This window comes from Escherichia sp. WS2035 (assembly GCF_046487065.1).
GTDB classification, from domain to species: Bacteria; Pseudomonadota; Gammaproteobacteria; order Enterobacterales; family Enterobacteriaceae; genus Escherichia; species Escherichia coli.
Genome location: NZ_JBJQKD010000004.1, coordinates 146,230 through 172,489 on the forward strand (window position 1 = coordinate 146,230; position 26,260 = coordinate 172,489).

The 26,260-nt window shown below is 45.3% G+C and carries 27 protein-coding genes and 1 pseudogene; 18 read left to right on the plus strand and 10 right to left on the minus strand.

Translation table 11 applies throughout. The features are described 5' to 3' along the window. Nucleotides 1-178: 178 nt before the first annotated feature. Complete coding sequence (locus ACJHX4_RS09700) at nucleotides 179-1,042, minus strand: YicC/YloC family endoribonuclease (RefSeq protein WP_000621332.1); 864 nt, start codon at nucleotides 1,040-1,042, stop codon at nucleotides 179-181. A gap of 126 nt (nucleotides 1,043-1,168) precedes the next feature. Here ACJHX4_RS09700 and rph point away from each other — a divergent pair, with 126 nt between their 5' ends. Then, on the plus strand, nucleotides 1,169-1,885 hold the full coding sequence (gene rph, locus ACJHX4_RS09705) for a ribonuclease PH (protein WP_001247093.1): 717 nt from the start codon (nucleotides 1,169-1,171) through the stop codon (nucleotides 1,883-1,885). A gap of 65 nt (nucleotides 1,886-1,950) precedes the next feature. Next, nucleotides 1,951-2,592: an orotate phosphoribosyltransferase gene (gene pyrE / locus ACJHX4_RS09710; RefSeq protein ID WP_000806177.1), complete on the plus strand. Its 642-nt coding sequence runs from the start codon at nucleotides 1,951-1,953 to the stop codon at nucleotides 2,590-2,592. 36 nt (nucleotides 2,593-2,628) lie between these two features. Here pyrE and slmA read toward each other — a convergent pair whose 3' ends face one another. From slmA to coaBC, 3 genes are all read right to left on the minus strand, one after another. Then, nucleotides 2,629-3,225, minus strand: coding sequence for a nucleoid occlusion factor SlmA (slmA, locus tag ACJHX4_RS09715; RefSeq protein WP_000818603.1), 597 nt, complete (start codon nucleotides 3,223-3,225; stop codon nucleotides 2,629-2,631). 106 nt (nucleotides 3,226-3,331) lie between these two features. Beyond that, on the minus strand, nucleotides 3,332-3,790 hold the full coding sequence (dut, locus tag ACJHX4_RS09720; protein ID WP_000976070.1) for a dUTP diphosphatase: 459 nt from the start codon (nucleotides 3,788-3,790) through the stop codon (nucleotides 3,332-3,334). Further along, on the minus strand, nucleotides 3,768-4,988 hold the full coding sequence (gene coaBC / locus ACJHX4_RS09725; protein WP_000050112.1) for a bifunctional phosphopantothenoylcysteine decarboxylase/phosphopantothenate--cysteine ligase CoaBC: 1,221 nt from the start codon (nucleotides 4,986-4,988) through the stop codon (nucleotides 3,768-3,770). The genes dut and coaBC overlap by 23 nt, the downstream gene beginning before the upstream one ends. A 171-nt stretch (nucleotides 4,989-5,159) precedes the next feature. Here coaBC and radC point away from each other — a divergent pair, with 171 nt between their 5' ends. The 4 genes from radC (at nucleotide 5,160) to mutM (ending at nucleotide 7,376) form a co-directional block, all read left to right on the plus strand. Further along, entirely contained in the window at nucleotides 5,160-5,828 is a 669-nt protein-coding gene (gene radC / locus ACJHX4_RS09730; protein WP_001296533.1) for a RadC family protein, read from the plus strand. Between the two features lie 216 nt (nucleotides 5,829-6,044). Beyond that, a complete protein-coding gene (rpmB, locus tag ACJHX4_RS09735) occupies nucleotides 6,045-6,281 on the plus strand; it encodes a 50S ribosomal protein L28 (protein ID WP_000091955.1) in 237 nt (78 codons plus the stop codon). A gap of 20 nt (nucleotides 6,282-6,301) precedes the next feature. Further along, nucleotides 6,302-6,469 carry a 50S ribosomal protein L33 gene (rpmG, locus tag ACJHX4_RS09740; protein WP_001051798.1) on the plus strand — a complete coding sequence of 56 codons (168 nt, stop codon included), beginning with the start codon at nucleotides 6,302-6,304 and terminating at the stop codon, nucleotides 6,467-6,469. Nucleotides 6,470-6,566: 97 nt separating this feature from the next. After that, nucleotides 6,567-7,376, plus strand: coding sequence for a bifunctional DNA-formamidopyrimidine glycosylase/DNA-(apurinic or apyrimidinic site) lyase (mutM, locus tag ACJHX4_RS09745; protein WP_001114533.1), 810 nt, complete (start codon nucleotides 6,567-6,569; stop codon nucleotides 7,374-7,376). A 38-nt stretch (nucleotides 7,377-7,414) separates the two neighbouring features. On the opposite strand, the gene coaD is transcribed toward mutM, so the two are convergent. Both coaD and waaA read right to left on the minus strand, forming a co-directional pair. Next, nucleotides 7,415-7,894, minus strand: a complete 480-nt coding sequence (gene coaD / locus ACJHX4_RS09750; RefSeq protein ID WP_001171854.1) for a pantetheine-phosphate adenylyltransferase — start codon at nucleotides 7,892-7,894, stop codon at nucleotides 7,415-7,417. A gap of 7 nt (nucleotides 7,895-7,901) precedes the next feature. Further along, a complete protein-coding gene (gene waaA, locus ACJHX4_RS09755; RefSeq protein WP_000891564.1) occupies nucleotides 7,902-9,179 on the minus strand; it encodes a lipid IV(A) 3-deoxy-D-manno-octulosonic acid transferase in 1,278 nt (425 codons plus the stop codon). A gap of 413 nt (nucleotides 9,180-9,592) precedes the next feature. Here waaA and rfaQ point away from each other — a divergent pair, with 413 nt between their 5' ends. From rfaQ to ACJHX4_RS09805, 10 genes and pseudogenes are all read left to right on the plus strand, one after another. Beyond that, nucleotides 9,593-10,651 carry a lipopolysaccharide core heptosyltransferase RfaQ gene (gene rfaQ / locus ACJHX4_RS09760; protein WP_000360408.1) on the plus strand — a complete coding sequence of 353 codons (1,059 nt, stop codon included), beginning with the start codon at nucleotides 9,593-9,595 and terminating at the stop codon, nucleotides 10,649-10,651. Continuing rightward, complete coding sequence (locus ACJHX4_RS09765) at nucleotides 10,648-11,772, plus strand: glycosyltransferase family 4 protein (RefSeq protein WP_000634259.1); 1,125 nt, start codon at nucleotides 10,648-10,650, stop codon at nucleotides 11,770-11,772. The genes rfaQ and ACJHX4_RS09765 overlap by 4 nt, the downstream gene beginning before the upstream one ends. Further along, entirely contained in the window at nucleotides 11,765-12,562 is a 798-nt protein-coding gene (rfaP, locus tag ACJHX4_RS09770) for a lipopolysaccharide core heptose(I) kinase RfaP (protein ID WP_001296529.1), read from the plus strand. The genes ACJHX4_RS09765 and rfaP overlap by 8 nt, the downstream gene beginning before the upstream one ends. A 36-nt stretch (nucleotides 12,563-12,598) precedes the next feature. After that, a complete protein-coding gene (gene rfaS / locus ACJHX4_RS09775) occupies nucleotides 12,599-13,534 on the plus strand; it encodes an LPS core biosynthesis protein RfaS (RefSeq protein ID WP_000158223.1) in 936 nt (311 codons plus the stop codon). A 43-nt stretch (nucleotides 13,535-13,577) separates the two neighbouring features. Continuing rightward, nucleotides 13,578-14,657 (plus strand): lipopolysaccharide 1,6-galactosyltransferase, encoded by a 1,080-nt coding sequence (gene waaB / locus ACJHX4_RS09780; protein ID WP_000683970.1) that lies wholly within the window; start codon nucleotides 13,578-13,580, stop codon nucleotides 14,655-14,657. Further along, a complete protein-coding gene (waaO, locus tag ACJHX4_RS09785; RefSeq protein WP_001188027.1) occupies nucleotides 14,657-15,676 on the plus strand; it encodes a lipopolysaccharide 3-alpha-galactosyltransferase in 1,020 nt (339 codons plus the stop codon). Before waaB ends, waaO begins: the two co-directional genes overlap by 1 nt. A 39-nt stretch (nucleotides 15,677-15,715) precedes the next feature. After that, nucleotides 15,716-16,732, plus strand: a complete 1,017-nt coding sequence (gene rfaJ, locus ACJHX4_RS09790) for a lipopolysaccharide 1,2-glucosyltransferase RfaJ (RefSeq protein WP_000376840.1) — start codon at nucleotides 15,716-15,718, stop codon at nucleotides 16,730-16,732. 17 nt (nucleotides 16,733-16,749) lie between these two features. Further along, a complete protein-coding gene (gene rfaY / locus ACJHX4_RS09795) occupies nucleotides 16,750-17,448 on the plus strand; it encodes a lipopolysaccharide core heptose(II) kinase RfaY (protein WP_000615251.1) in 699 nt (232 codons plus the stop codon). Between the two features lie 69 nt (nucleotides 17,449-17,517). Further along, nucleotides 17,518-18,368, plus strand: a pseudogene (gene waaZ, locus ACJHX4_RS09800) (3-deoxy-D-manno-oct-2-ulosonate III transferase WaaZ). A gap of 32 nt (nucleotides 18,369-18,400) precedes the next feature. After that, the gene (locus tag ACJHX4_RS09805) at nucleotides 18,401-19,474 is read left to right on the plus strand and encodes a glycosyltransferase family 9 protein (protein WP_001236430.1); all 1,074 of its coding nucleotides are present in this window, start codon (nucleotides 18,401-18,403) and stop codon (nucleotides 19,472-19,474) included. Between the two features lie 25 nt (nucleotides 19,475-19,499). Here the strand turns inward: ACJHX4_RS09805 and waaL are convergent, their stop codons facing one another. Genes waaL through rfaD form a run of 4 tightly spaced genes read right to left on the minus strand, consistent with a single transcriptional unit; the run spans nucleotide 19,500 to nucleotide 23,726 of the window. After that, entirely contained in the window at nucleotides 19,500-20,765 is a 1,266-nt protein-coding gene (gene waaL / locus ACJHX4_RS09810) for an O-antigen ligase (protein WP_000958045.1), read from the minus strand. A 9-nt stretch (nucleotides 20,766-20,774) separates the two neighbouring features. Then, the gene (gene rfaC, locus ACJHX4_RS09815; RefSeq protein WP_001264592.1) at nucleotides 20,775-21,734 is read right to left on the minus strand and encodes a lipopolysaccharide heptosyltransferase RfaC; all 960 of its coding nucleotides are present in this window, start codon (nucleotides 21,732-21,734) and stop codon (nucleotides 20,775-20,777) included. 3 nt (nucleotides 21,735-21,737) lie between these two features. Continuing rightward, the gene (rfaF, locus tag ACJHX4_RS09820) at nucleotides 21,738-22,784 is read right to left on the minus strand and encodes an ADP-heptose--LPS heptosyltransferase RfaF (protein ID WP_000699228.1); all 1,047 of its coding nucleotides are present in this window, start codon (nucleotides 22,782-22,784) and stop codon (nucleotides 21,738-21,740) included. 9 nt (nucleotides 22,785-22,793) lie between these two features. Continuing rightward, nucleotides 22,794-23,726 carry an ADP-glyceromanno-heptose 6-epimerase gene (rfaD, locus tag ACJHX4_RS09825; RefSeq protein ID WP_000587750.1) on the minus strand — a complete coding sequence of 311 codons (933 nt, stop codon included), beginning with the start codon at nucleotides 23,724-23,726 and terminating at the stop codon, nucleotides 22,794-22,796. Between the two features lie 213 nt (nucleotides 23,727-23,939). Here rfaD and kbl point away from each other — a divergent pair, with 213 nt between their 5' ends. Then, on the plus strand, nucleotides 23,940-25,136 hold the full coding sequence (kbl, locus tag ACJHX4_RS09830) for a glycine C-acetyltransferase (protein WP_001213854.1): 1,197 nt from the start codon (nucleotides 23,940-23,942) through the stop codon (nucleotides 25,134-25,136). 9 nt (nucleotides 25,137-25,145) lie between these two features. Beyond that, nucleotides 25,146-26,171, plus strand: a complete 1,026-nt coding sequence (tdh, locus tag ACJHX4_RS09835; RefSeq protein ID WP_000646014.1) for an L-threonine 3-dehydrogenase — start codon at nucleotides 25,146-25,148, stop codon at nucleotides 26,169-26,171. Nucleotides 26,172-26,260: the final 89 nt, after the last annotated feature.

Sequence of the window (26,260 nt, forward strand, 5' to 3'; positions counted from 1 at the left end):
TGAATATCGAATATGGGTGTGTACATAGAGCAATGTACATGAAAGTCATTATGTACACCTCTATGTACACGTATATTGTGCGCTTTGTTGCGTCGTTATGATAGCTCATGATAACAAAAAAGCCCGACATTTCGCGGGCTTTGTGGTTTTTTGCTGCTTGGTGATTTTTACTGATAGCTTATTCGATATTCTGAATCTGCTCGCGCATCTGTTCAATCAACACTTTCAGCTCGATGGCGGAGTTTGTCACTTCGGCGTTGATAGATTTCGACGCAAGAGTGTTCGACTCGCGGTTGAACTCCTGCATCATAAAGTCCAGACGACGACCAACGGCTTCTTTTTTCTTCAGAATGTTGTAGGTCTCTTTGACATGCGCTTCGAGGCGGTCCAGTTCTTCGGCAACGTCAATTCGTTGTGCCAGCAGAACCAACTCCTGCTCCAGACGGTTGTTTTCCAGTTGCACCTGAGCATCTTCCAGCTTCGCTACCAGACGCTCACGCTGCCATTGCAGGATTTCCGGCATATGGGCGCGGACTTTGACCACTTCGGCGGTGACGCCTTCCAGACGCTGCTCAATCAACACTTTCAGCGCCTGACCTTCGGTTTCGCGCGCGATGATAAAGTCATCCAGGGTGCCATCCAACGCCGCGAGAATTTCAGCTGCAATCGCGTCGAGATCTTGCTCCTGGGCTGCCATCACGCCCGGCCAGCGTAGAATATCAACCGGGTTGATTTCTCCTTCGTCGCTCTGCATTTTTACCCAGTTCGCGGCAGTTACCAGCTGTTTAGCCAGTTTTTCGTTGAGGATCAGCTCACCTTGCGCGCTAACATCTGGCTCATAGCGCAGAGTACATTCCACTTTACCGCGCGTCAGGCGAGAACGAATACGCTCGCGAACGACAGGTTCAAGGCTACGGAACTGCTCCGGCAGACGAAAGTAAGTTTCCAGATAACGCTGGTTTACCGAGCGCATTTCCCAGGTTGCGCTCCCCCATTCACCCTTGATTTCACGCCGGGCGTAGGCGGTCATACTGCGGATCATAGACGTTCCTGTTTATAAAAGGAGAGGTGGAAGGATTATAGCCATCGATGCCTTGTCAGGATAGGAATAACCGCCGGAAGTCCGTATAATGCGCAGCCACATTTGTTTCAAGCCGGAGATTTCAATATGCGTCCAGCAGGCCGTAGCAATAATCAGGTGCGTCCCGTTACCCTGACTCGTAACTATACAAAACATGCAGAAGGCTCGGTGCTGGTCGAATTTGGCGATACCAAAGTATTGTGTACCGCCTCTATTGAAGAAGGCGTGCCGCGCTTCCTGAAAGGTCAGGGCCAGGGCTGGATCACCGCAGAGTACGGTATGCTGCCGCGTTCTACCCATACCCGTAACGCGCGTGAAGCGGCGAAAGGTAAGCAGGGTGGACGCACAATGGAAATCCAGCGTCTAATCGCCCGTGCTCTTCGCGCGGCAGTAGATTTGAAAGCACTGGGTGAGTTCACCATTACGCTGGACTGTGACGTGCTTCAGGCTGATGGTGGCACGCGTACCGCTTCGATTACGGGTGCCTGCGTGGCGCTGGCAGATGCGCTACAGAAGCTGGTGGAAAACGGCAAGCTGAAAACTAATCCAATGAAAGGGATGGTAGCCGCGGTCTCTGTCGGGATTGTGAACGGTGAAGCGGTTTGCGATCTGGAATATGTTGAAGACTCTGCCGCAGAGACCGACATGAACGTAGTGATGACCGAAGACGGGCGTATCATTGAAGTGCAGGGGACGGCAGAAGGCGAACCGTTCACCCACGAAGAGTTACTCACCTTGTTGGCGCTGGCCCGAGGGGGAATCGAATCCATTGTAGCGACGCAGAAGGCGGCGCTGGCAAACTGATTTTTAAGGCGACTGATGAGTCGCCTTTTTTTTGTCTGTAGAAAAGTAAGATGAGGAGCGAAGGCATGAAACCATATCAGCGCCAGTTTATTGAATTTGCGCTTAGCAAGCAGGTGTTAAAGTTTGGCGAGTTTACGCTGAAATCCGGGCGCAAAAGCCCCTATTTCTTCAACGCCGGGCTGTTTAATACCGGGCGCGATCTGGCACTGTTAGGCCGTTTTTACGCTGAAGCATTGGTGGATTCCGGCATTGAGTTCGATCTGCTGTTTGGCCCTGCTTACAAAGGGATCCCGATTGCCACCACTACCGCCGTGGCGCTGGCGGAGCATCATGACCTTGACCTACCGTACTGCTTTAACCGCAAAGAGGCAAAAGACCACGGTGAAGGCGGTAATCTGGTTGGTAGCGCGTTACAAGGACGCGTAATGCTGGTAGATGATGTGATCACCGCCGGAACGGCGATTCGCGAGTCGATGGAAATTATTCAGGCCAATGGCGCGACGCTTGCAGGCGTGTTGATTTCGCTTGATCGTCAGGAACGCGGGCGCGGCGAAATTTCGGCGATTCAGGAAGTTGAGCGTGATTACAACTGCAAGGTGATCTCTATCATCACCCTGAAAGACCTGATTGCTTACCTGGAAGAGAAGCCAGAAATGGCGGAACATCTGGCGGCGGTTAAGGCCTATCGCGAAGAGTTTGGCGTTTAACGAAACTCGCCGGATGAAAAGTCATCCGGCGTCATATTACTGCAACTGTGCGGCAATTAGCGGCCAGCGGGCGTCAAAATCATCCGTCGGGCGGTATTTAAACTCGCTGCGGACAAATCGTGACAGCATACCTTCACAAAATGCCAGCAACTGGCTTGCCAGCAGGGTTTCATCGGTGGTGTAACCTTCACCCTCACGCATTCTCTTTTCACGCAATACCTGACGCAACTGCGCTTCAATACGCTCGAACAGCTGGTTGATGCGCCCTTGCAGACGATCCTGTTCGAACATTAGCGCATGACCAGTGAGGATGCGAGTCAGGCCAGGATTACGCTCACCAAAACCGAGGAGCAACAACACGATCAGACGCAGGCGCGCTGTGGTGTCTTTCTCATCTTTCAGAATCAGGTTGATACGAGTAATCAGGCTATCTTCGATAAACTCAATCAGGCTATCGAACATGCGGGTCTTACTGGGGAAGTGGCGATACAGTGCCGCTTCGGAAACGCCGACAGAGGCGGCCAGTTTTGCCGTCGTGATACGTTGGCTTCCATCGCTGGATTCCAGCATCAGCGCCAGAGACTGAAGTATTTCCTCGCGACGGTTCCTTTTCGCAGTTTGTTTTTCTGCCATGTTACAAAATACCCCTGAAAATAAGCACTTGCCAGGCGGCACCCACGCTATGACCGCAAACGAAATGTTTGCGGCTATGTTATGACGTTATTCGGATGCGTATGTGTTACTGACGACCAGAGTGACCAAAGCCGCCTTCACCGCGGTCGGTGGCGTCGAAATCTTCCACCAGATTAAATTCAGCCTGTACTACCGGAACAAAAATCATCTGGGCGATGCGTTCGCCAGGTTGAATGGTGAAGCTGTCCTGACCACGGTTCCACACGGAAATCATCAACTGGCCCTGATAGTCAGAATCGATCAATCCTACCAGGTTACCAAGCACGATACCGTGCTTATGTCCCAATCCGGAGCGCGGTAGCATCATTGCCGCCAGTGAAGGATCGGCAATATGAATCGCCAGCCCGGTCGGAACCAGCGTAGTGTCACCCGGAGCCAGTTCTACGGCGTCGTCGAGACAGGCACGCAGGTCAAGTCCGGCAGAGCCAGAGGTGGCATAAGTCGGGAGCGGAAATTCCTTCCCAACGCGCGGGTCCAGAATCTTAACGTCGATTTTTTTCATCATAACGGGTCACGATCTCGTCGAGTAATAATTGGCCAAGGAGCTCTTTGCGCTCAAGCGGTAAGACTTTATCTCCGTCCTGCCAGAAAAGGTGTAATGCGTTGTTGTCGCTGTTAAATCCTTGAGTTGGCTGGGAAACATCGTTCGCGCAGATCAGATCAAGGTTTTTACGGATACGTTTTTGCCGGGCGTATTCTTCCACATTATTTGTTTCGGCGGCAAATCCAACGACGTAAGGTCGATGGTCTTTTAGTGCGGCAACGCCTGCGACGATATCGGGGTTTTTAACCATTTTTATTGTTAATTCATCACCCTGCGTGGCCTGCTTTTTGATTTTTTCTGGGGCCACGGTAGCTGCGCGATAATCCGCCACGGCGGCGCAACCGATAAAAATATTTTGCTGCTGTACTGAAGCATTCACGGCGGCTTCCATTTCCAGCGCGGTCATCACATCAACACGGTTAACAAACGGTGGCGTCGGTAGTGAAACCGGACCTGATACCAGCGTGACGTTCGCGCCACGACGGGCTGCGGCGGCGGCGATAGCAAAACCCATCTTGCCGGAGCTGTGATTAGAGATATAACGCACGGGATCGAGCGGTTCACGCGTCGGACCGGCGGTAATCATAATGTTCAGATGTTTCAGGTCGTTGACGGGCGAAAAATGCGCTACCGCCATATCCACAATAGTTAACGGATCGAGCATTCGTCCTGGGCCGATATCACCACAAGCCTGACTGCCGCTGTCTGGCCCCCAGATGAGCAAACCACGTGAGGCAAGCACCTCTAAATTATGCTGGGTGGCGGCGGCACGGTACATCTGCTGGTTCATGGCGGGGAGCACGGCTACAGGCGCAGGTGTAGCCAGACAAATCGTCGATACCAGGTCATTCGCCATTCCGGCTGCAACACGGGCAATTAAATCTGCCGTGGCAGGGGCGAGAATCACTAAATCAGCCCATTTTCCCAGCTCAATATGGCCCATAGCGGCTTCGGCTGCCGGGTCCAGCAGACTGTCGGAAACGGGATAACCAGAAACCGCCTGCAAGCTAAGTGGGGTGATAAAGGCTTTTGCCGCTTCGGTCATGGCTACGCAGACATCGGCCCCGCGATCGCGCAAACGACGCACCAGTTCAGGGGTTTTATAGGCAGCAATACCGCCGCTAACGCCGAGAACGATTTTTTTACCGGCCAGGCTCATGATGATTTTTCCTGTTGGGTGACACCAGAAGTTGGCGATTTTATCACAATACTTTTGTTGTCGTGCCTTCACCTGAGATTCACTTTGCGAGGCGCTTTCCAGGATTGAAAACTGGCCGTCGATTTAAAGGAACGGCTATGACAGGATGCGAGCACCACAAAGGAGGTGAAGGTGAAAAACAATGTACAGCTGTTGATGCCGCGCGAAAAAATGCTGAAGTTTGGTATTAGCGCCTTAACGGATGTCGAGCTGCTGGCGCTATTTCTGCGTACCGGAACGCGCGGTAAAGATGTATTAACCCTGGCAAAAGAGATGCTGGAGAATTTCGGCTCTCTTTATGGCTTGTTAACCTCTGAATATGAGCAATTTAGTGGCGTTCATGGAATTGGCGTGGCGAAATTCGCCCAGTTAAAGGGGATTGCCGAACTGGCGCGGCGTTACTACAACGTACGGATGCGTGAAGAAAGCCCTTTACTCAGCCCGGAGATGACGAGGGAATTTTTACAAAGCCAGCTCACGGGCGAGGAGCGGGAGATCTTTATGGTGATCTTTCTCGACTCCCAACACAGGGTTATAACGCATAGCCGTCTTTTTTCCGGCACGCTAAACCATGTTGAAGTCCATCCTCGGGAAATTATCCGCGAAGCGATAAAAATAAACGCCTCGGCGCTGATCCTTGCGCATAATCACCCTTCGGGTTGTGCTGAACCCAGTAAAGCGGATAAACTCATTACTGAACGGATAATAAAGAGTTGTCAGTTCATGGATTTACGCGTGCTCGACCATATCGTGATTGGGCGTGGAGAGTATGTTTCTTTTGCCGAACGCGGCTGGATTTAACCCGCTATGCGCGATCCTTCGGGATCTTTGTCTGTTCGGGACTTGAGCACATCGCTGAGTCAGCGTATACTACGCCACCTTTGAGAATCTCGGGTTTGGCATTTGGGCCTGGCAATCGAGAGTTCACATAGAACTGCGATGACCGGGCTGTAAAGCCTGACGAGGCGCCAATACCCCATACGAAGCTCGAGCTAATTTGATTTTTGGAGAATAGACATGTCCCGAGTCTGCCAAGTTACTGGCAAGCGTCCGGTGACCGGTAACAACCGTTCCCACGCACTGAACGCGACTAAACGCCGTTTCCTGCCGAACCTGCACTCTCACCGTTTCTGGGTTGAGAGCGAGAAGCGTTTTGTCACCCTGCGCGTATCTGCTAAAGGTATGCGTGTAATCGATAAAAAAGGCATCGATACAGTTCTGGCTGAACTGCGTGCCCGTGGCGAAAAGTACTAAGTACTTAGAGGAAATAAATCATGGCTAAAGGTATTCGTGAGAAAATCAAGCTGGTTTCTTCTGCTGGTACTGGTCACTTCTATACCACTACGAAGAACAAACGTACTAAGCCGGAAAAACTGGAACTGAAAAAATTCGATCCAGTTGTTCGCCAGCACGTGATCTACAAAGAAGCGAAAATCAAATAATTTCCGCTTTGATGTAACAAAAAACCTCGCCCCGGCGGGGTTTTTTGTTATCTGCTTGCCCCCATATTGACTGCATCTGTTCATTCCTGGAGATGCTATGCCTGAATTACCCGAAGTTGAAACCAGCCGTCGCGGCATAGAACCGCATCTCGTTGGTGCAACCATTCTTCATGCGGTGGTGCGCAACGGACGCTTGCGCTGGCCGGTTTCAGAAGAGATCTACCGTTTAAGCGACCAACCAGTGCTTAGCGTGCAGCGCCGGGCTAAATATCTGCTGCTGGAGCTGCCTGAGGGCTGGATTATCATTCATTTGGGGATGTCTGGCAGCCTGCGCATCCTTCCAGAAGAACTTCCCCCTGAAAAGCATGACCATGTGGATTTGGTGATGAGCAACGGCAAAGTGCTGCGCTACACCGATCCGCGCCGCTTTGGTGCCTGGCTATGGACCAAAGAGCTGGAAGGGCACAACGTGCTGGCCCATCTTGGACCGGAGCCGCTTAGTGACGATTTCAACGGTGAGTACCTGCATCAGAAGTGCGCGAAGAAAAAAACGGCGATTAAACCGTGGCTGATGGATAACAAGCTGGTGGTAGGCGTAGGGAATATTTATGCCAGCGAATCGCTGTTTGCGGCGGGGATCCATCCGGATCGGCTGGCGTCATCACTGTCGCTGGCGGAGTGTGAATTGTTAGCTCGGGTGATTAAAGCGGTGTTGCTGCGTTCGATTGAGCAGGGCGGTACAACGCTGAAAGATTTTCTGCAAAGTGATGGTAAACCGGGCTATTTCGCTCAGGAATTGCAGGTTTACGGGCGAAAAGGTGAGCCGTGTCGGGTGTGCGGTACGCCGATTGTGGCGACTAAACATGCGCAGCGGGCAACGTTTTATTGTCGGCAGTGCCAGAAGTAATTGATGCGCGCCGGATGGCATACCATCCGGCATAAACTCTACGCTAACTTCGCCATCAGCGCCTGATGGACATTCTCCGGCAGGAAATGGGTGACATCGCCCTGATGGCGCGCCACCTCTTTCACCAACGATGAAGAGATAAACGACCACTCTTTCGACGGCATCAGAAACACACTTTCCAGCTCCGGCATTAAGTGGCGATTCATATGCGCCAGCTGCATTTCATATTCAAAATCCGCCACCGCACGCAGGCCACGAATCAGCACCGTAGCGTGTTGATTACGGGCGAAGTTCGCCATCAAATCACTAAACCCGACCACTTCCACGTTCTCCAGATGCGCGGTTGCCTGCTGTGCCAGCTCCACACGCTCTTCCAGGGTAAACATCGGTTTTTTACTGGGACTAGCGGCAATCGCCAGAATAACGTGATCGAACATTTGCGAGGCGCGCGTCACGATATCGATATGACCATTGGTAATGGGATCGAAAGTACCCGGATAAATCGCCCGTTTTTGCATAACAACCTCAATGCGTTTTCGGTGGCAGGTAAGGTTCCAGCAGTTGAAGCAGACGCTGTAGTGCGCCCTGGTTTTGATACAGCACTTCAACGGCATGACGGCCATAGAAACTACGGTAATCGGCGTCGGTGAGTAAAGAGGAAACCTCTTTTGCAAGCGTAGTGGCATCGGTAACGGTAATCAGCCCGCTTGCCTGCTCCAGCCGCGCGCAAATGTCTTTAAAGTTAAACGTATGCGGCCCCATCAATACCGGAATAGCGTGTGCGGCCGCTTCCAGCGGATTATGCCCACCACGTTCAACCAGTGAACCGCCAACAAAGGCGAGATCGGCAATGCCGTACAGTAACATCAACTCGCCCATCGTATCGCCAACCACAACCTGCGTGCTGGTGGAGGGGACTTCCCCTGAAGATCGTGTGATATAGCTTAGTCCAGCCTGGCGGACAAGGTTAATCGCATCCGGGAAGCGTTCTGGATGACGGGGTACCAGGATGAGCAATAAATTCGGGAATTGCTGTAACAATGCCTGATGTGCGGCGATCACCACACTCTCTTCGCCTTCATGAGTGCTGGTGGCAATCCATACCGGGCGGTGTGGTGCCCACTGGCGGCGCAGCGTCACGGCTTTAGCAGCCAACTGCGGCGTTACAGAAATATCGAATTTCAGGCTACCGGTAACGGTCACCTGATTATTTTTTGCGCCCAGCGCCACAAAACGTGCACCATCTTCTTCATTTTGGGCGGCAATCAGCGTAATACGACGCAGCAAGCGGCGGACGAATTTACCCAGTTTGGCATAACCTGCGGCCGAGCGGGCAGAGAGTCGCGCGTTAGCGATCACCAGCGGAATTTTACGTTTATGTAGCGCCGCAATCAGGTTAGGCCATAGTTCGGTTTCCATAATCAACACCAGTTTAGGGTCGACTTTATTCAGGAAACGGTTGAGTGCATCGGGCAGGTCATACGGCAGATAAACGTGCTGAACATCCTTCCCGAAAGCCGATTGTACGCGCTCCGAACCGGTTGGAGTCATGGTTGTTACGGTAATCGGTAAATCAGGATAACGATGACGCAGTGCGCGCACCAACGGGATCGCCGCCAGAGTTTCACCGACGGAGACGGAGTGCAGCATAATGCCGCCTGGTTTTAGCGGATGGCGGTAAAAACCGTAACGTTCACCCCAGCGTTTTCGATAGGCCGGAGCCTTACGTCCGCGCACCCAGAGCCGTATCCAGATCAGTGGCTGAATAAGGTAGAGAAGGGCGGTGTAAAGCAATTCGAGCATAGTAAATAGCTGACTTATGGATGTGCTGGGGATTCTATGTATTTAGCTGTGGCTTTACCATTACTTTTCCCGTTTTTGACTTAAATAGCAATTTACCCGCCAATTCTTGCTGAACATCTATACTTTTTTTGTATTTTTATGCGATTCATTGATTTCTGCAGTACGTGCAGGAAGGAATCGCAGAGCAACAGTAAAAAGAATATGGTTGCTAATGATTTTATTTGATTGATTTCTTTATTGAAAATCAACAATGTGCTTAAAAATCATTCGGGTCGGATTGCCGCGAAAGAAGTGATACACTAGCGCGTCAATATCAGTGCGGTATCAGTATTCAGGTAGCTGTTGAGCCTGGGGCGGTAGCGTGCTTTTTCTGCTTCACCTTAATCGGATAATCTCAACAAAAAGAGTTACTTGTGGATAAGCCATTTCGAAGAATTTTGCTCATTAAGATGCGTTTTCATGGGGATATGTTATTAACTACTCCCGTCATTAGTTCGCTGAAAAAAAATTACCCTGACGCAAAAATCGATGTGCTGCTTTATCAGGACACCATCCCGATCCTGTCTGAAAATCCAGAGATTAACGCGCTCTACGGCATAAAAAATAAAAAAGCAAAAGCCTCAGAAAAAATTGCCAACTTTTTTCATCTCATCAAGGTATTACGTGCCAATAAGTATGACCTTATCGTTAATCTTACCGATCAATGGATGGTTGCTATACTGGTTCGCTTATTAAATGCCCGTGTGAAAATTTCCCAGGATTATCATCATCGGCAGTCTGCTTTTTGGCGTAATAGTTTCACTCATTTGGTGCCGTTGCAGGGTGGAAATGTGGTGGAAAGTAACTTATCCGTGCTGACGCCATTGGGACTTGAATCGTTGGTGAAGCAGACAACCATGAGTTACCCGCCTGCAAACTGGAAACGTATGCGTCGCGAACTTGATCACGCTGGTGTTGGACAAAATTATGTGGTTATCCAACCTACGGCGCGGCAAATCTTCAAATGCTGGGACAACGCCAAGTTTTCCGCTGTGATTGATGCCTTACATGCTCGTGGTTATGAAGTCGTTCTGACGTCCGGCCCAGATAAAGACGATCTGGCCTGCGTCAATGAAATTGCGCAGGGATGCCAGACGCCACCAGTAACGGCGCTGGCCGGAAAGGTGACCTTCCCGGAACTTGGTGCGTTAATCGATCATGCGCAGCTGTTTATTGGCGTTGATTCCGCACCGGCGCATATTGCCGCTGCAGTTAATACGCCGCTGATATCGCTGTTTGGTGCGACGGACCATATTTTCTGGCGTCCCTGGTCAAATAACATGATTCAATTCTGGGCGGGAGATTACCGGGAAATGCCAACGCGCGATCAGCGTGACCGAAATGAGATGTATCTTTCGGTTATTCCGGCGGCAGATGTCATTGCAGCTGTCGATAAATTACTTCCCTCCTCCACGACAGGTACGTCGTTATGATCGTTGCTTTTTGTTTATATAAATATTTTCCCTTTGGCGGTTTGCAGCGCGATTTTATGCGTATTGCTCAGACAGTCGCCGCCCGAGGCCATCATGTTCGGGTTTATACCCAGTCGTGGGAAGGCGAATGCCCTGATGTATTTGAACTGATCAAAGTGCCGGTTAAATCGCATACCAATCACGGGCGCAATGCGGAATATTTTGCTTGGGTGCAAAAACATTTACGTGAACACCCCGTCGATAGAGTTGTTGGATTTAATAAAATGCCGGGGCTGGACGTTTATTATGCCGCTGATGTTTGTTATGCCGAGAAAGTAGCGCAGGAGAAAGGCTTTTTCTATCGCCTGACGTCACGTTATCGCCATTATGCTGCCTTTGAGCGGGCAACCTTCGAACAGGGCAAGCCGACACAGCTGCTGATGCTGACAGATAAGCAAATCGCCGATTTCCAGAAACATTATCAGACTGAAGCGGAACGTTTTCATATTCTGCCACCGGGGATTTATCCTGATCGTAAATATAGCCAGCAGCCAGCCAATAGCCGTGAAATCTTCCGTAAGAAGAATGGAATAACCGAACAACAATATTTATTGTTGCAGGTTGGTTCAGACTTCACGCGTAAAGGTGTCGATCGTTCCATTGAAGCACTTGCTTCGTTACCGGATTCGCTGCGCCACAACACATTGCTATATGTTGTTGGGCAGGATAAACCGCGAAAATTTGAGGCGCTGGCAGAAAAACGCGGCGTGCGCAGTAATGTTCACTTCTTCTCGGGGCGCAACGATGTCTCGGAATTAATGGCGGCGGCGGATTTATTACTTCATCCTGCCTACCAGGAAGCCGCGGGAATTGTACTGCTGGAAGCGATAACTGCAGGATTACCGGTACTAACAACAGCCGTTTGTGGCTATGCGCATTATATTGTTGACGCCAATTGCGGCGAGGCTATTGCTGAGCCATTCCGCCAGGAAACATTGAATGAGATTTTACGCAAAGCGTTAACGCAATCTTCATTGCGCCAGGCCTGGGCGGAAAATGCGCGACATTATGCTGATACACAAGATTTATACAGTCTGCCAGAGAAAGCGGCGGACATCATAACGGGTGGTCTGGATGGTTGAACTTAAAGAGCCGTTTGCCACGTTATGGCGCGGTAAAGATCCTTTTGAGGAAGTTAAAACCTTGCAGGGTGAGGTATTTCGTGAACTGGAAACTCGCCGCACTCTGCGCTTTGAAATGGCGGGCAAAAGCTATTTTCTCAAATGGCATCGCGGCACGACCCTGAAAGAGATAATCAAAAATTTACTCTCATTGCGGATGCCAGTATTAGGCGCAGACCGCGAATGGAATGCGATTCATCGACTGCGGGATGTCGGCGTTGATACTATGTATGGGGTGGCATTCGGCGAAAAAGGCATTAATCCGCTGACCAGAACCTCGTTTATTATTACCGAAGATCTGACACCAACCATCAGTCTGGAAGATTACTGTGCTGACTGGGCGACCAACCCACCAGATGTTCGCGTGAAGCGTATGCTTATTAAGCGTGTCGCGACGATGGTGCGCGATATGCATGCTGCGGGCATTAACCACCGTGACTGTTATATCTGTCATTTCCTGCTGCACTTGCCTTTTTCCGGTAAGGAAGAGGAGTTAAAAATTTCAGTAATTGACCTGCACCGGGCGCAGATACGTGCAAAAGTACCGCGTCGTTGGCGGGATAAAGATTTGATTGGTTTGTATTTTTCATCAATGAATATTGGGCTGACGCAGAGAGATATCTGGCGATTTATGAAGGTTTATTTTGGGATGCCTTTACGTAAGATATTATCTTTTGAACGGAATTTATTGAACATGGCAAGTGTTAAGGCCGAGCATATTAAAGAGCGAACACAACGCAAAGGATTATAAAAATATTAATCAGTATGTACTGGAACTAACTTCATTATGACTATTTATTTTATAAACTGGGTTGCAGATTATGAATTAAAAATGATCCAGTACTTGAAAAAAAAGCACAAGATAAAAAATATAACAACACCAAAAAAATACAACTGGGTTAATAAGAAAATTTCGAAATTAGGGATGGATAATGCATGGTTGGGACGATTATTTATCAAACATCACCTAAATGCTGTAAAAAAGGATGATATCATTATATTTAATGACAGTGTCATTAATAAAAGTATTAACAAGCAAATATTAAAAAATATTAATTGTCATAAAGTATTACTTCTAAGAAATACTGTCAGTGAAAATTTTATTTTTGATAACGCTAATTATTTTGATATTATCTATGATTTTGAGCATAGATTTATAGGGAATGAAAAGATCAAGGCAATAGAACAATTTTTTCCTATAGGAATGGATGAAATTAGAAATTATAGTTTATCTGACAAAAATAACAGTCAGCCAATATGTTTTTTTCTTGGTCGTGATAAAGGACGTCTTCAAATAATTAATGAATTAGCCGATAGATTAACAACACTAGGATGTAAGTTAGATTTTAATGTTGTCAAAGATAAAACATCATCTCCGACTTCAAAGTATTTGATTGAAAAACAAATATCGTATGAAGAGAATATTAGAAGAACATTAAATGCTAATATAATTGTTGATATAACTAAAGAAAACCAATCTGGCTGGACTCTTCGTATACTTGAGGCACTATTTTTCAATAAAAAATTAATTACTAATAATATAAATGTACTTGGTTCGGAAATCTATAGTGAGTCTCGCTTTTTTATAATAGGTCATGATGATTGGGATAAGTTAGAGTATTTTATTAATTCATCTGTTAAACCAATGGATTATGATAGTTTATATAAATTCAGCCCTGATAAAATGATGTCAACAATTGTTTATGATTTTATAGAAAAATAAAACCGTTAAAACAGTGAGTTTTACTCAATTAATGAGAGTTTCAATGAAAATAGCATTTATCGGCGAAGCTGTTTCTGGATTTGGCGGCATGGAAACGGTCATTCGTGATGTTATTACTACCTTCAGGCAACAACATATCTATAGTGAAATGTTTTTCTTTTGTCGTAATGATAAAATGGATAAGGGATGGCTGGAAGGTATTAAGTACTCGTGTTCATTTTCCAATATTCGCTTAGGTTTTTTGCGTCGGGCGAAACATATTCATGCTTTAAGCAAATGGCTTCAAGATTATCAGCCAGATGTTGTTATTTGTATTGACGTTATCTCGTGTTTGTATGCGGCCAAAGCACGTAAAAAATCAGGAATTGATGTGCCAGTATTTTCATGGCCGCATTTTTCTTTAGATCACAAAAAACATGCTGAATATATCACCTGTGCAGACTATCATTTAGCCATCAGCTCTGGCATTAAACAGCAAATGATTAATCGGGGTGTACCAGAATCGACGATAAATGTTATTTTTAATCCAGTCGAAGCTAAAGACACAGTCATTCCTGGGCCTGAGGAAGGTGAAACGGCAACGTTCATTTATGTTGGGCGTATGAAATTCGAGGGCCAGAAGAGGGTTAAAGACCTGCTTGATGGTTTATCACAAGCGCAAGGTGACTGGAAACTCCATGTACTGGGTGATGGTTCTGATTTTGAAAAATGCCAGGCATATGGTAGAGAATTGAAGATTGATAATCGAATTGTCTGGCATGGTTGGCAAAAACATCCATGGGAGGTAGTGCGTCAGGATATTAAGAAAGTCAGTGCATTGTTATTAACCTCATCTTTTGAAGGTTTTCCAATGACCTTACTTGAATCGATGTCATGGGGGATTCCGTGTATCAGTGCCGATTGTGTCTCCGGTCCTGGTGACATTATTCAACCTGATGTCAATGGCCATTTGTATCAACCGGGAGATATTGCTGGTTTTGTTACTCTTCTAAATAAATATATAGCAGGTGAAATTCATATCGAACATGAAAAAATTCCTGCGTCGATCGATAAGTTTTATCAATCTAAGTATTATGATAGATTACATAATATAATTATTTCTGCTATTTCCCGGAGGAAATAATGCAGCAGGTATTTTTCCAGGAAACTGAGTATCTAAATTCAGTTATTGATTATAATCATAAAGTAGAAACAGAAAATCTTTGTCTGGACATCGCTTATGGAACTGACAAAAACTTTCTATTTGGTTGCGGAATTTCGATTGCTTCAATATTAAAGTATAATGAAGGAAGTCGGTTGTGTTTTCACATTTTTACTGATTATTTTGGTGATAATGATCGTAAGTATTTTGATGCCCTGGCGTTACAGTATAAAACCAGAATTAAAATATATCTGATTAATGGTGATCGACTGCGCTCATTGCCTAGCACAAAGAACTGGACTCATGCAATATATTTTCGTTTTGTTATTGCTGATTACTTTATTAGTAAGGTGGCTAAAGTCCTTTATCTGGATGCAGATATCATTTGTCAGGGGACTATTGAGCCACTAATTAAATTCTCATTTCCTGACGATAAAGTCGCAATGGTTGTTACAGAAGGGCAAGCTGACTGGTGGGAAAAACGCGCCCATTCGTTAGGTGTTGCGGGAATTTCTAAAGGTTACTTTAACTCCGGTTTTTTATTGATTAATACTGCCAAATGGGCAGCTCAGCAGGTTTCTGCACGAGCCATTGCAATGCTAAATGAGCCAGAAGTAATCAAAAAAATAACACATCCTGATCAGGATGTATTAAATATGTTGCTGGCAGATAAACTTATTTTCGCTGATATTAAATATAACACCCAGTTTAGCTTAAATTATCAACTAAAAGAAAGCTTTATAAACCCAGTAACCAACAATACTATTTTTATCCATTATATCGGGCCAACCAAGCCCTGGCATGATTGGGCCTGGGATTATCCTGTATCACAAGCCTTTATGGAGGCAAAAAATGCTTCGCCATGGAAGAATACAGCGTTGCTGAAACCGAACAATAGCAATCAATTAAGATATAGCGCAAAACATATGCTTAAAAAACATAGATATCTAAAAGGATTTAGCAACTATCTTTTTTATTTTATTGAAAAGATAAAGCATTAAAACTGGGAAACAATAAAGTAATGATATAAGGGTAGCATTGTGGACTCATTTCCTGCCATAGAGATAGATAAAGTTAAAGCCTGGGATTTTCGGCTGGCTAATATAAATACTTCTGAATGTTTAAATGTTGCCTATGGTGTCGATGCTAATTATCTTGATGGTGTAGGTGTTTCCATTACATCAATTGTCCTAAATAATCGACATATTAATCTTGATTTTTATATTATTGCTGATGTTTATAATGATGCTTTTTTCCAAAAAGTTGCAAAGCTTGCAGAGCAATACCAATTAAGAATCACATTATATAGAATTAACACTGATAAGCTCCAGTGCTTGCCTTGTACACAGGTCTGGTCAAGAGCAATGTACTTCCGTTTATTTGCATTTCAATTATTGGGTTTAACACTTGATCGTTTGCTTTATCTTGATGCAGATGTTGTTTGTAAAGGCGATATTAGCCAACTATTGCATCTGGATTTAAACGGCGCGGTTGCTGCTGTTGTTAAAGATGTTGACCCAATGCAGGAAAAGGCGGCATCCAGGTTGTCTGATCCAGAATTACTCGGGCAGTACTTTAATTCCGGTGTCGTTTATTTAGATTTAAAAAAATGGGCTAACGCAAAACTAACAGAAAAAGCGTTGTCTATTCTTATGAGTAAAGATAATGTGTATAAATACCCTGATCAAGATGTTATGAATGTCTTACTGAAAGGGATGACAATATTTTTGCCTCGTGGATATAATACAATTTATACAATTAAAAGTGAATTAAAAGACAAAACACATCAAAACTATAAAAAGCTGATTATAGAAAATACTCTTCTTATTCATTATACAGGTGCAACTAAACCGTGGCACAAATGGGCAATTTATCCATCGACAAAATACTATAAAATAGCTTTAGACAATTCCCCCTGGAAAGATGACTCTCCACGAGATGCGAAATCAATTATTGAATTCAAAAAAAGATATAAACATCTTTTAGTGCAACATCACTATATCTCAGGAATTATAGCAGGAGTCTGTTATCTTTGCCGAAAATATTACCCTAAATAACATTTAACTGGTTTGTTATGATTCAGAAGAGCAAGATCAAAGACTTGGTTGTTTTTACCGATGAAGAGAATTCAAAGTACCTCAATGTATTAAATGACTTCTTGTCTTATAATATAAATATCATCAAGGTTTTTCGTTCTATTGATGATACAAAAGTTATGCTTATTGATACCGATTACGGTAAATTGATTCTTAAGGTTTTTTCTCCGAAAGTTAAGCGTAACGAACGTTTCTTTAAGTCTCTGTTAAAAGGTGATTATTACGAACGCCTTTTTGTGCAAACTCAAAAAGTACGAAATGAAGGGTTAAATACACTCAATGATTTTTATTTATTGGCTGAACGGAAAACCTTACGATTTGTCCATACTTATATCATGATCATCGAGTATATTGATGGTATAGAGTTATGTGATATGCCCGATATTGATGATTCGCTAAAAAATAAAATTCAACAATCAATTAATGCCTTGCATAAACATGGCATGGTTTCTGGCGACCCTCATCGTGGTAACTTCATTATAAAAAATGGTGAGGTCCGAATTATTGATCTCTCTGGAAAACGTGCTTCAGCGCAGCGTAAAGCGAAAGATCGCATTGACTTAGAGCGTCATTACGGTATTAAAAATGAGATTAAAGATCTAGGCTATTATCTTTTAGTATATCGTAAAAAAATGCGCAATTTTATGCGGCGTTTGAAAGGGAAACCAGCTCGCTAAAAAAATCCCACAATTACATGTCTTCACCAGGACAGTTTTAAGCGGAGTTATTTATTTCACAGGTTTATCATGAAGAATATTAGATATATTGACAAAAAAGATGTTGAAAACCTGATTGAAAATAAAACATCTGATGATGTTATTATTTTTCTTTCGGGCCCTACATCGCAAAAAACACCTTTGTCAGTATTACGAACAAAGGATATTATTGCTGTCAATGGTTCTGTGCAATATCTGTTAAGTCATAATATCGTTCCTTTTATATATGTACTTACAGATGTCCGCTTTTTACATCAGCGTCGTGATGATTTTTATAAATTTAGCCAGAGAAGCCGTTATACCATAGTAAACGTTGACGTTTATGAACATGCTTCCAAAGAAGATAAACTTTATATCCTCCAGAACTGCCTCGTATTACGGTCCTTTTATCGCCGGGAAAAAGGTGGTTTTATAAAGAAGATTAAATTTAATATATTGAGTCAGATTCACAAAGAACTGCTGATCTCTGTACCGTTGTCTAAAAAAGGTCGTCTGGTTGGATTTTGCAAGGACATTAGTTTTGGTTATTGTTCATGCCATACTATTGCCTTTGCTGCAATTCAAATAGCATATTCACTTAAGTATGCACGGATTATTTGTTCTGGTCTTGATTTAACGGGTAACTGCTCTCGTTTCTATGACGAAAATAATAATCCCATGCCCTCGGAATTGAGTAAGGATTTATTCAAAATCTTGCCATTTTTCCGTTTTATGCGTGATAATGTAGAAGATATTAATATCTATAATTTATCAGATGATACAGCTATTTCTTACGATGTAATTCCATTTATTAAATTTCAAGATATCAGTAGAGAAGAATCAAAAGATAAGACAAGAAAAAAATGCAATATAGAACTTCAACTGATTCTTATGCTAATTAATCATCCTGAAACTAAAGTAATATGGTATAAAAATGCGTTTAGGAACTTTTCACAAAAAGAAAAGATTTTATATAAACAAAATAAAAATTAATTTCCTTTCTTTTTTATTTCGTAAAAAAATAAATAATCAAATTACAGAACCAGCGCAAGTTAATTCATGTCTTATTATTCATGATAATAATAAGCTCGGTGATCTAATTGTATTAAGTTCGATTTATCGTGAACTTTATAGTAAAGGGGTTAAAATAACCATTCTTACAAATAGTAAGGGTGGGGCGTTTCTCTCTAACAATAAAAATATATTTGAGTTCTGTATTAAAGAATCAACCGGTTTCCTTAAAATGCTTACTCTATGTAAGCATCTGCGGGATTTGCAGTTCGATATTGTATTAGACCCCTTTGAAACCATGCCCTCATTTAAGCATAGTTTAATATTATCAAGTTTAAAAGATTCTTACATTCTGGGTTTTGATCAATGGTATAAACGTTACTATTCATTTTACCATCCCCACGATGAATGTTTAAAAGAACATATGAGTACACGAGCAACAGAAATACTGAAGCATATTTATGGTGAGGGTGAATTCTCCACCGACTACGACTTGCATTTACCAGTAGATGTTGAAGATAAAATAAAAGAATTTATTGGAGATACAAGAATAGTCATTATTAACCCATTAGGTGCAAAAAAAATATGCCGACTTACGTTTGAGCAAATAAAAGTTATATATCAAGAAATGAAACTACACTTTGAAAATTATCGGGTGATATTTACCGGGTTACCGCAAGATTTATTGACAATACCAATACCTGAAATCGAAACACTACCATTTAATGAGTTTATTTATACCGTTGCGTTGACCAAGTATAGTGATTTTGTCATTTCTGTTGATACAGCTCTTGTTCATATCGCTGCGGCTTATCATAAACCAACGCTTGCATTTTATCCTAATTCACGTACTCCGGAATATCCCTCACATTTAATTTGGTCCCCAAATAATCATAAATCAATACAAATAGTATCCCCAACATTTACGGTGAAAGATATCGATACTGAAACTTTAACTGATTCAGTAAAGAGATTAAGTTGTATAGATAAGAAGTGAGTTTTAACTCACTTCTTAAACTTGTTTATTCTTGATTAATAGTATTGTTACGATTATTAATAACGAGTAAGAGGACTATAGCGGATATAACGATAATTGGAATGCTGCGTGCCCATATGATCACATCACTGAGTCCAATCCCCACAATGCCAAGCGTTAATATCAACAAACCCAAAGCTCGTCTTTTATATGCTGTATAAAACAGTGAAAAATAGAGGAAAAGGATGGAAATAATTCCCATCAGACCTTTCAGTGACCCTGCTTCAATTATCTCATTATGTAGATGTACGTTAGAAAACTCCAATGCCCCTCTTAGCCTGTTGTGTTCTGCAACTAACAAATTCATATTTTCAGCGCGTGACTCTGCTGATCTAAATGAAAAAGGTGACTTTATGAATATATTTAAACCAATTTCGTACATTGCCAGTCTTGCACCTAGGGAAGTCACGCTATTAGCATTGGTATAACTGTTTAAATCATTTAATGCTTCATTATAGCGATTCTGTATTGGTTTATTAAATATAATTACTATGCTAGCTAATATAGCAATTAGTAGAACAATAGAGGAAGTGAATTTCTTGGGTGATTTATTATAATAAGCTATTAATGCAGCAACACAAATTATAGGGAACAGGAGTAGGGTTGCTCTGGTTTGTGTTAGCGCCAGAACATAAAGTACCGCGCAACTATTTAATAAAAATAAAAAAGGATGGTTTTTCTTAGTATAAAGAATCGCAACGCCACTAACTATCCCTATTAGCATAGTTGAATATGCTGCTCCTGTTGCCGTTCCTACACCAAAAGAAATGCGGTCATTTTCATGAATGCTATTAATATACATTGCATATCCAGCAATTAGAAATGACAGAGAATATAAAGTGTATAATACACTCTCTTTTTTTGATTTTAGCTGGCTAGTTAGTGTCAAGAAAACAATAAAAGAACCAAATATAAAAATTTTGGCAGTATTTAAATAACTATGGTAAGTAGCACGAAATGGCGAATTATCTATTTTAAACGCAGAATACCAAATTAAATCAAGTAAGCCTATTAAAAATATAGAAAGGGGAAGAATAAGGTTTTTTATATTATAATTTTCTTGTCTGCCACGTAAAATTAGTGCCACTAAGCAAACTATAGCAGTGATATTATATATTTTTATGCTGAAAGTATTATCAACGAATGCAATTATCATTGAAAAAAAACATAATATATAAGTTATTATCTCTAAAATCATTGATGATTTAAGAGAGTAAGGTTTCAATGAATGAAGTTTAAAGGATGTTAGCATGTTTTACCTTTATAATGATGATAACTTTTCCAAAACTGCTTGACTGTTGAGGTTAATTAAATTTTCTCTTGGAGCCCTACAAACCATCTGATTCTTCCCATACCCACCAATTAATCCCGGATCGGTAGGTCCATAAACCGTGATATTGGGTCTATCCAGTGCCGCCGTTAAATGGCTTAACCCCGTATCCACCGACACTACAAATTTAGCCCCGGCCAGTACGCGGGCAACGCCTTCCAGACTCATCTTCGGCAATACTTCAACATAAGCAAATCCTTCCGCCAGTCGTTTCGCCCGTTCTTCCTCATGCGGCGCGCCCCACGGAAGTTTAATCCGTATTCCTGAATCAGCCAGTAAACCAATCAATTCTCGCCAGTGTTCTTCCGGCCAGTGTTTATCATCTCGGGTTGTTGCATGAAGAAATACGGCATATTCGCCAGCATCTGTAGGCAGGTTCGTCAGGAAATGCTGTGCGATAGCATAATCGCCCTGGGTTTGTGGTTTGCTATAGCCCAGACTTTTGGCAAACAGTTCGCGGGTGCGTTCTACGGCGTGCTGCTGTTTTGCAATATGATGTTTACGATTGTAAAACAGGCTGGCTAACGGTTCGCGAGCGGTTTGCCAGTCCATTCCATGCTTTACGCCATGCGCCAGACGCGTCACCAGCGTCGCGCTTTTTACCAGCCCCTGAGCGTCGATAACTGCGTCATAGTTCTCTGCTTGTAGCGCTTCACGAAACGCTTTGCGTTCAGCTTTTATGGGGGCCGAGAACCAGGCTTTACGCCAGCGACGTATTGCCACAGGAATAACTCGCTCAACGGCAGCGTGCCAGGAAGGAATCTGTGCGAACCCTTCTTCCACCACCCAGTCAAACTTAATCCCTGGGATTGCCTGCTGGGCATCAGTGAGTGCGGGCAGCGTATGGAGAACATCGCCCATCGACGATGTTTTAACGATCAGAACCCGCATCCGTCAGGCTTCCTCTTGTAACAATAGCGCGTTGAGTTCTTCCAGTACGCGCTGGGGAGTAATGTCGATCAAGCTCTGGTGATAACCCTCCGCCGCGTCACCTTTACGCACTTTGTGATAGCCGGTAATCAGGCGGATCACGCGTGCTTTATGGGATAGCGGTGGTGTGAAGTCCGGGCTACTCGGACCATACAGGGCAACCAGCGGACGATTGAGCGCCGCCGCAACGTGCATCAGGCCAGAATCGTTAGTAACAATGGCTTTACAGGCTGCAATCAGGATAACCGCTTGATCAAGCTGTGTTTCCCCCGCCAGGTTCCGACACCATGCCTGCTGCTCGGTATTCAAAGCGGCAAGAATCTCATTGCCCGCTTCATGATCTTTCGCCGAGCCAAACAGAACCACCTGATAACCTTCATCAATCAGCTGCTTTGCCAGCTCCGCATAGTGGTAGTGTGGCCAGCGTTTTGCCGGACCAAACTCCGCACCCGGGCAAAAACCAATCATCGGACGTTCTGATGAGAGCGAAAATTGATTACAGGTATATGATTTTTCACCTTCGCTCACCTGCAACTGCGGCCATAACAATGGCTGCGGCAGATCTTGTGCTGTACGCATAATGCCTTTGTCATAGGCCAGCGCGACATAGCGTTCCACCATTAGCGGCCAGGCTTCTTTATCGAGCACGCGTACATCGTTGAGTAAACCGTAGCGCATCTCGCCGCGCCAGCCGGTGCGATGAGGAATACCTGCGAAGAAAGGCACTAATGCGGATTTGAAGGAGTTAGGTAAGACGTAGGCGCGGTCGTAGCGCTTTTCACGCAGGCTATGACCCAGTTTGCGGCGTTCGCCGATTTCCAGCGCTCCGTGACCGAGAGGCATAGGGATAGCTTCGTTAACTTCCGGCATCCGCGATAATAATGGACGGCACCATGCCGGTGCCATCACGTCGATTATCGCCTGGGGATAGCGCGCCTGGAGCGTGCGATAGAGACTTTGCGACATCATCATGTCGCCAACCCAAGACGGGCCGATCACCAGTATTTTCATGCAGAGCTCTTATGCGTCACGATTCAGCCAGGCCATGTATTCCGTTACGCCTTCGGCAACGGTTTTGAACGGTTTATCGTAACCCGCCGCGCGCAGATTCGTCAGATCTGCCTGAGTGAACGCCTGGTAGCGGCCTTTCAGTTTATCCGGGAACGGAATGTATTCGATTTGGCCTTTCTTGTGATAAGCAAGCGTAGCATCTGCTACTGCCTGGAAGGATTCCGCACGACCGGTGCCGAGGTTGAAGATGCCGGAAACGCCATTTTCCAGGAACCACAGGTTTACATCTGCCACGTCGCCCACATAGACGAAGTCACGTTTAAAGTTCTCGCTACCTTCGAACAGCTTCGGTGATTCACCGTTATTAAGCTGGGTGTTGAGATGGAAAGCGACGCTCGCCATACTGCCTTTATGGCCTTCACGAGGTCCATAAACGTTGAAATAACGGAAGCCAACAATCTGCGAGTTCGCTTCAGGCAGGATTTGGCGAACATATTCATCAAACAGGAATTTTGAGTAACCGTAGACATTCAACGGTTTTTCATATTCGCGGGATTCAATAAAGTCGGAGGTGCGTCCACCGTAAGTGGCTGCGGAAGAGGCATACAGGAACGGGATTTCGCGCTCCAGACAGTAGTGCAGCAGCTCTTTGGAGTATTGATAGTTGTTATCCATCATATACTTGCCGTCCCACTCGGTGGTGGAAGAGCACGCGCCTTCGTGGAAAATCGCTTCGACATCGCCGAACTCTTCGCCAGCCATAATCTGGATCAGGAAGTCTTCCTTATCCATATAGTCCGCGATATCCAGATCCACCAGGTTCACAAACTTGGTGCCGTCTTTCAGGTTGTCCACCACCAGAATATCGGTGATGCCTTTATCATTCAGGGCCTTAACGATGTTGCTGCCGATAAAGCCCGCGCCGCCGGTAACGATGATCATAACTGTAACCTTCGAATTATGGAGTCAGAGACAATCTCAGACACGAATACTTCTATCATATCACTACACGGCGTTGGCTTCAGCCATTCGCCAAAAGTGAGATTGATGGACGTTATTTATCCTGAATTTTGCAGAAGTGTTAACGCGTCATCTCGTCGCGACCTAGAAGTTTGGGTAATATGTGCTGGAATTTGCCCTGTCTGGAGAATCGCAATGCGTGGAGAATTTTATCAGCAGTTAACCAACGATCTGGAAACCGCACGGGCGGAAGGGTTGTTTAAAGAAGAGCGCATTATTACGTCTGCGCAGCAAGCAGATATCACTGTGGCTGATGGAAGCCACGTTATTAACTTTTGCGCCAATAACTATCTCGGACTGGCAAATCATCCAGAGCTGATTGCGGCGGCAAAAGCGGGAATGGACTCTCATGGTTTTGGGATGGCTTCGGTGCGCTTTATCTGCGGCACCCAGGATAGCCATAAAGAGCTTGAACAAAAACTGGCGGCATTCCTGGGGATGGAAGATGCGATTCTCTACTCTTCCTGCTTTGATGCTAACGGCGGCCTGTTTGAAACGCTTCTGAGCGCGGAGGACGCCATTATCTCCGACGCACTGAACCACGCGTCTATTATTGATGGTGTGCGTCTGTGTAAAGCTAAACGCTATCGTTATGCCAACAACGATATGCATGAGCTGGAAGCTCGTCTGAAAGAAGCGCGTGAAGCCGGTGCGCGTCATGTGCTGATTGCCACCGATGGTGTGTTCTCGATGGACGGCGTGATTGCCAACCTGAAGGGCGTTTGCGATCTGGCAGATAAATACGATGCCCTGGTGATGGTAGACGACTCCCACGCGGTCGGTTTTGTCGGTGAAAATGGTCGTGGTTCCCATGAATACTGCGATGTGATGGGGCGGGTCGATATTATCACCGGTACGCTTGGTAAAGCGTTGGGCGGGGCTTCTGGTGGTTACACCGCAGCGCGTAAAGAAGTGGTTGAGTGGCTGCGTCAGCGTTCTCGTCCTTACCTGTTCTCCAACTCACTGGCACCTGCCATTGTGGCTGCTTCCATTAAAGTGCTGGAGATGGTCGAAGCGGGCAGTGAGCTTCGTGACCGTCTGTGGGCGAACGCGCGTCAGTTCCGTGAGCAGATGTCGGCGGCGGGCTTTACCCTGGCGGGTGCCGATCACGCCATTATTCCGGTCATGCTTGGCGATGCTGTAGTGGCGCAAAAATTTGCCCGTGAACTGCAAAAAGAGGGCATTTACGTCACCGGTTTCTTCTATCCGGTCGTTCCTAAAGGTCAGGCGCGTATTCGTACCCAGATGTCTGCGGCGCATACCCCTGAGCAAATTACGCGTGCAGTAGAAGCATTCACGCGTATTGGTAAACAACTGGGCGTTATCGCCTGAGGGTGTGAGATGAAAGCGTTATCCAAACTGAAAGCGGAAGAGGGCATCTGGATGACCGACGTTCCTGTACCGGAACTCGGGCATAACGATCTGCTGATTAAAATCCGTAAAACAGCCATCTGCGGGACTGACGTTCACATCTATAACTGGGATGAGTGGTCGCAAAAAACCATCCCGGTGCCGATGGTCGTGGGCCATGAATATGTCGGTGAAGTGGTAGGTATTGGTCAGGAAGTGAAAGGCTTCAAGATTGGCGATCGCGTTTCTGGCGAAGGCCATATCACCTGCGGTCACTGTCGCAACTGTCGTGGCGGTCGTACCCATCTGTGCCGCAACACGATCGGCGTCGGTGTTAACCGTCCGGGCTGCTTCGCCGAGTATCTGGTGATTCCGGCGTTCAACGCCTTCAAAATCCCAGACAATATCTCCGACGACCTGGCTTCCATTTTTGATCCCTTCGGTAACGCCGTGCATACCGCGCTGTCGTTCGATCTGGTTGGCGAGGATGTGCTGGTCTCTGGTGCAGGTCCGATAGGTATTATGGCTGCGGCGGTGGCGAAACACGTTGGTGCACGCAATGTGGTGATCACTGATGTTAACGAATACCGCCTTGAGCTGGCACGCAAAATGGGTATCACCCGTGCGGTTAACGTCGCTAAAGAAAACCTTAATGATGTGATGGCAGAACTGGGCATGACCGAAGGCTTTGATGTCGGTCTGGAAATGTCCGGTGCGCCGCCAGCGTTTCGTACCATGCTCGACACCATGAACCACGGCGGTCGTATTGCGATGCTGGGTATTCCACCGTCCGATATGTCTATCGACTGGACCAAAGTAATCTTTAAAGGCTTGTTCATTAAAGGTATTTACGGTCGTGAGATGTTTGAAACCTGGTACAAGATGGCGGCGCTGATTCAGTCTGGCCTCGATCTCTCGCCGATCATTACCCATCGTTTCTCTATCGATGATTTCCAGAAGGGCTTTGACGCTATGCGTTCGGGCCAGTCCGGGAAAGTTATTCTGAGCTGGGATTAACACGAACAAGGGCTGGTATTCCAGCCCTTTTGCCTGAGGATAATCCGTTAAATATGTAAAATCCTGTCAGTGTAATAAAGAGTTCGTAA

Bases quoted from the DNA above. Each gene is read 5' to 3' on its own strand.
- ACJHX4_RS09700 (WP_000621332.1), bottom strand. From the start codon at position 1,042: ATGATCCGCAGTATGACCGCCTACGCCCGGCGTGAAATCAAGGGTGAA.
- rph (WP_001247093.1), top strand. From the start codon at position 1,169: ATGCGTCCAGCAGGCCGTAGCAATAATCAGGTGCGTCCCGTTACCCTG.
- pyrE (WP_000806177.1), top strand. From the start codon at position 1,951: ATGAAACCATATCAGCGCCAGTTTATTGAATTTGCGCTTAGCAAGCAG.
- slmA (WP_000818603.1), bottom strand. From the start codon at position 3,225: ATGGCAGAAAAACAAACTGCGAAAAGGAACCGTCGCGAGGAAATACTT.
- dut (WP_000976070.1), bottom strand. From the start codon at position 3,790: ATGATGAAAAAAATCGACGTTAAGATTCTGGACCCGCGCGTTGGGAAG.
- coaBC (WP_000050112.1), bottom strand. From the start codon at position 4,988: ATGAGCCTGGCCGGTAAAAAAATCGTTCTCGGCGTTAGCGGCGGTATT.
- rpmB (WP_000091955.1), top strand. From the start codon at position 6,045: ATGTCCCGAGTCTGCCAAGTTACTGGCAAGCGTCCGGTGACCGGTAAC.
- rpmG (WP_001051798.1), top strand. From the start codon at position 6,302: ATGGCTAAAGGTATTCGTGAGAAAATCAAGCTGGTTTCTTCTGCTGGT.
- mutM (WP_001114533.1), top strand. From the start codon at position 6,567: ATGCCTGAATTACCCGAAGTTGAAACCAGCCGTCGCGGCATAGAACCG.
- coaD (WP_001171854.1), bottom strand. From the start codon at position 7,894: ATGCAAAAACGGGCGATTTATCCGGGTACTTTCGATCCCATTACCAAT.
- waaA (WP_000891564.1), bottom strand. From the start codon at position 9,179: ATGCTCGAATTGCTTTACACCGCCCTTCTCTACCTTATTCAGCCACTG.
- ACJHX4_RS09765 (WP_000634259.1), top strand. From the start codon at position 10,648: ATGATCGTTGCTTTTTGTTTATATAAATATTTTCCCTTTGGCGGTTTG.
- rfaP (WP_001296529.1), top strand. From the start codon at position 11,765: ATGGTTGAACTTAAAGAGCCGTTTGCCACGTTATGGCGCGGTAAAGAT.
- rfaS (WP_000158223.1), top strand. From the start codon at position 12,599: ATGACTATTTATTTTATAAACTGGGTTGCAGATTATGAATTAAAAATG.
- waaB (WP_000683970.1), top strand. From the start codon at position 13,578: ATGAAAATAGCATTTATCGGCGAAGCTGTTTCTGGATTTGGCGGCATG.
- waaO (WP_001188027.1), top strand. From the start codon at position 14,657: ATGCAGCAGGTATTTTTCCAGGAAACTGAGTATCTAAATTCAGTTATT.
- rfaY (WP_000615251.1), top strand. From the start codon at position 16,750: ATGATTCAGAAGAGCAAGATCAAAGACTTGGTTGTTTTTACCGATGAA.
- ACJHX4_RS09805 (WP_001236430.1), top strand. From the start codon at position 18,401: ATGCGTTTAGGAACTTTTCACAAAAAGAAAAGATTTTATATAAACAAA.
- waaL (WP_000958045.1), bottom strand. From the start codon at position 20,765: ATGCTAACATCCTTTAAACTTCATTCATTGAAACCTTACTCTCTTAAA.
- rfaC (WP_001264592.1), bottom strand. From the start codon at position 21,734: ATGCGGGTTCTGATCGTTAAAACATCGTCGATGGGCGATGTTCTCCAT.
- rfaF (WP_000699228.1), bottom strand. From the start codon at position 22,784: ATGAAAATACTGGTGATCGGCCCGTCTTGGGTTGGCGACATGATGATG.
- rfaD (WP_000587750.1), bottom strand. From the start codon at position 23,726: ATGATCATCGTTACCGGCGGCGCGGGCTTTATCGGCAGCAACATCGTT.
- kbl (WP_001213854.1), top strand. From the start codon at position 23,940: ATGCGTGGAGAATTTTATCAGCAGTTAACCAACGATCTGGAAACCGCA.
- tdh (WP_000646014.1), top strand. From the start codon at position 25,146: ATGAAAGCGTTATCCAAACTGAAAGCGGAAGAGGGCATCTGGATGACC.